The organism is Ruminococcus sp. FC2018, assembly GCF_000621805.1.
Classification (GTDB): Bacteria; Bacillota; Clostridia; order Oscillospirales; family Ruminococcaceae; genus Hominimerdicola.
Map to the genome: position 1 here is coordinate 1 of NZ_JHXH01000030.1, position 2,136 is coordinate 2,136.

The 2,136-nt window shown below is 37.8% G+C and carries 3 protein-coding genes; all 3 read right to left on the reverse strand.

The annotated features are described in order from the left end of the window. Positions 1 to 188: hypothetical protein (locus T494_RS13120; protein ID WP_037344824.1), on the reverse strand; the 188-nt coding region annotated here is incomplete at its 3' end. Positions 189 to 227: 39 nt separating this feature from the next. Then, positions 228 to 824 (reverse strand): hypothetical protein, encoded by a 597-nt coding sequence (locus T494_RS0111520; RefSeq protein ID WP_028506416.1) that lies wholly within the window; start codon positions 822 to 824, stop codon positions 228 to 230. 13 nt (positions 825 to 837) lie between these two features. Then, positions 838 to 2,136 (reverse strand): N-6 DNA methylase (locus T494_RS13125; RefSeq protein WP_037344826.1); only part of this gene is annotated, 1,299 nt, incomplete at its 5' end.

Sequence of the window (2,136 nt, forward strand, 5' to 3'; positions counted from 1 at the left end):
ATCCTTGCGATGAGCTGTGAACGCTGGCTTTTCTCGGTCGGTGTAAGCGGTCTGCCGCTGACCTGATCAAGCGCAGCAGTGTTCTCGCCGTCCTTGGTGATCTCGTACTCGTAAGCCTTCTGCGTAACCGCTGAGATCAGGCTGACTCTCGCTCCTACTGCAAAATTCTTTATCGCTGTTTTGTTCATAGTTTGCTCCCTTGGGTATTGTTGGTGTCAATTTTCTGCTTAGGCATTTCCTTCTCCCACATTTCTTAATACATAATACTTCTGTTCACTATCAACTGTGGATATCCAATCCAGTATAGTTTGTTGTTTGATAATAATTCGAGCTGTGATAGCTCCTCTACTATCTTTATCTTCAAACATTACATAATTGTTATCGAAGAAATATGTATTACTATGAGCAAAGGCATTTCTTATATGCGTTAGTACACTTTCTGCTTCGCCAACTCTCGCCTTAGGTGGTTCTTCATCAGCAATTGAAAAAGGTGTTAAACATACTATTTTGGGTACACCTACTTCAATAGCTTTATTATGCTTATTATCACCTTTTCCCTCTGTAATGTCCAAATCGTAATTTATCAAAGACTGATTGATAGAATTCGCAAGAAGGATTTTACAGTTTTCAGGATTAACCTCTGCAACTTTCAGCATCTCTTTCCACGGAAATTGTGTTTTACCATAATCCGAAATTCGTCTTTTTTGCGATACACTTTCAGCTACCGACTTTGTAACATAGAAATCCCATATTATTTTGATTTGTTCATCGGTAAAATCAGTTTCATTTATTGATTTTTTATAGCCCTGTACCTCAACTCTCAAGTAAAACTCCTCCTCACACCAACGGGTGCCCCTCAAAATCCCAGCTTGTTTCAAAGCTGTCCCAATCATTTTTTGATAGAGAAATGTTTTCTTTTACAAGTTCATCAACTACATCTTTTTGTTTATCGTCAAATATAATCGGTAAACTTGCGATATGTCCAACCTCATAATTCAAAGTTGGTGAAATAGCATTAACAATTGCAAGCGTCACCTTACTATTACAAAATCCTTCAAGATAGAACAATTGATTATCAGATGCAAAAACACTTGTACCAGCAACATCAAAAATATGACCTTTCGGTTTATATCTAAATGCAATAGAACCACTTGAAATTTTAGACCATGTAATACTTTGCTTAAAATAGCAATCTACGTTTTGAGGTCTTGATCTCAGTTTTCCTTTTTCATCTTTAAAGTTTCTAATCTCAAATCCGTCATTTTCCCAATTGACAACAACATCGTTGTTGCCATACCATTTTCGGAAATCTCCGCCTTTATTGTATGGGAACCATCTAACTTTTGTTTCTAATGCTTCTTGTCTATTTGTAGCATTAAAGCATATATTCATAATTGGCGTTTCAAACCAAAGTCTTGTAAACTCATCATTGCAACCTGTTTGTAAACCAACTTTCGGATTTGCAATATTCCCTAACTTCTCATTCTCAAACGCCCTAACAAAATTCTCACTCACCCAATAAGCCACCGGCATACCCGGAATCTTGGAGAAGTTTTCTTGTTTGGCTTCATAATACAGTTGCAAAGACTTGCCGGATAATTCTTCTTGCTCTAAAGATTCATTCTTAGTGTCATAGGTTGAGAAATCGTATTTTACAGTTTTATCGCCCTTTGACATCAAGTACAATTTAGCTATATCATCAGGGTCGATATACTGGAAAGTTCTTTCGTGCAGTCTGAAATAACAACCATAGTAATCTGAAATTTTATTTTTATTGATAACAAAAGCAGTCGAACCAAAATCAATTCCAAATATACCTCTGCCCATATGTACCAAACTCGAAATTATGTTATTTACAACTATTTTTGACCTCAGTTTTTCAAATGATGACAGGAAAAGCAGTGACGGTTGTGTTATCATAGCATAAAAGCCGTTCTGCTTTACGAGCCGTCCGCACTTTTCAATAAAGCACGCAAACAGGTCGCTCTTGCTGTCCGGAAAATACTTCTTCACATACCCCGACAACGTGCTGTTCATTCCCGAGCCGCCCATATACGGCGGATTGGTGCACACCACATCGTACCGCTGCGAAAGTATCTTGTAAAGCTGCATCATTCGCTCAAGCTGCTGTGCGTT